Genomic DNA, 569 nt, shown 5'->3' with positions numbered 1-569 from the left:
GGTGAGACCGGAGCTACTGGAGCACAGGGCGAACAAGGTATACAAGGAGAAACAGGAGCTACCGGGGCCACTGGAGAAAAAGGTAATCAAGGTGAAACCGGAGCTACCGGGGCTACTGGTGAACAAGGTATCAAAGGTGAGACCGGAGCAACTGGGGCTACAGGTGATCAAGGTATTCAAGGAGAAACAGGAGCAACTGGGGCTACAGGTGAACAAGGTATTCAAGGTGAAACCGGGGCAACTGGTGCGACAGGTGCAACAGGAGAACAAGGAGATAAAGGCGAAACCGGAGCTACCGGCGCAACAGGTGCCGATGGAAAAGATGGAATTGACGGTGCTACTGGAGCCACGGGTGCTACCGGTGCGACTGGAGAACAAGGTGTAAAAGGAGATACTGGGGCAGTTGGACCACAAGGAGAAACCGGAGCAACTGGCGAACAAGGTATCCAAGGTGAAACCGGGGCAACTGGTCCAACTGGTGCCACAGGAGAACAAGGGATTCAAGGCGAGACCGGAGCCACTGGAGCACAGGGCGAACAAGGAATTCAAGGCGAGACCGGAGCAACTGG

At 55.2% G+C, this 569-nt stretch carries 1 pseudogene; it reads left to right on the top strand.

What is annotated here, in order from left to right:
• Positions 1-569, top strand: a pseudogene (locus HCG49_RS18425) (spore surface glycoprotein BclB); the annotation flags it as partial.

The sequence above is a fragment of the Arenibacter sp. 6A1 genome (genome assembly GCF_012272855.1).
Taxonomy (GTDB): Bacteria; Bacteroidota; Bacteroidia; order Flavobacteriales; family Flavobacteriaceae; genus Arenibacter.
This window is presented reverse-complemented; position numbering and strand designations above follow the sequence as displayed.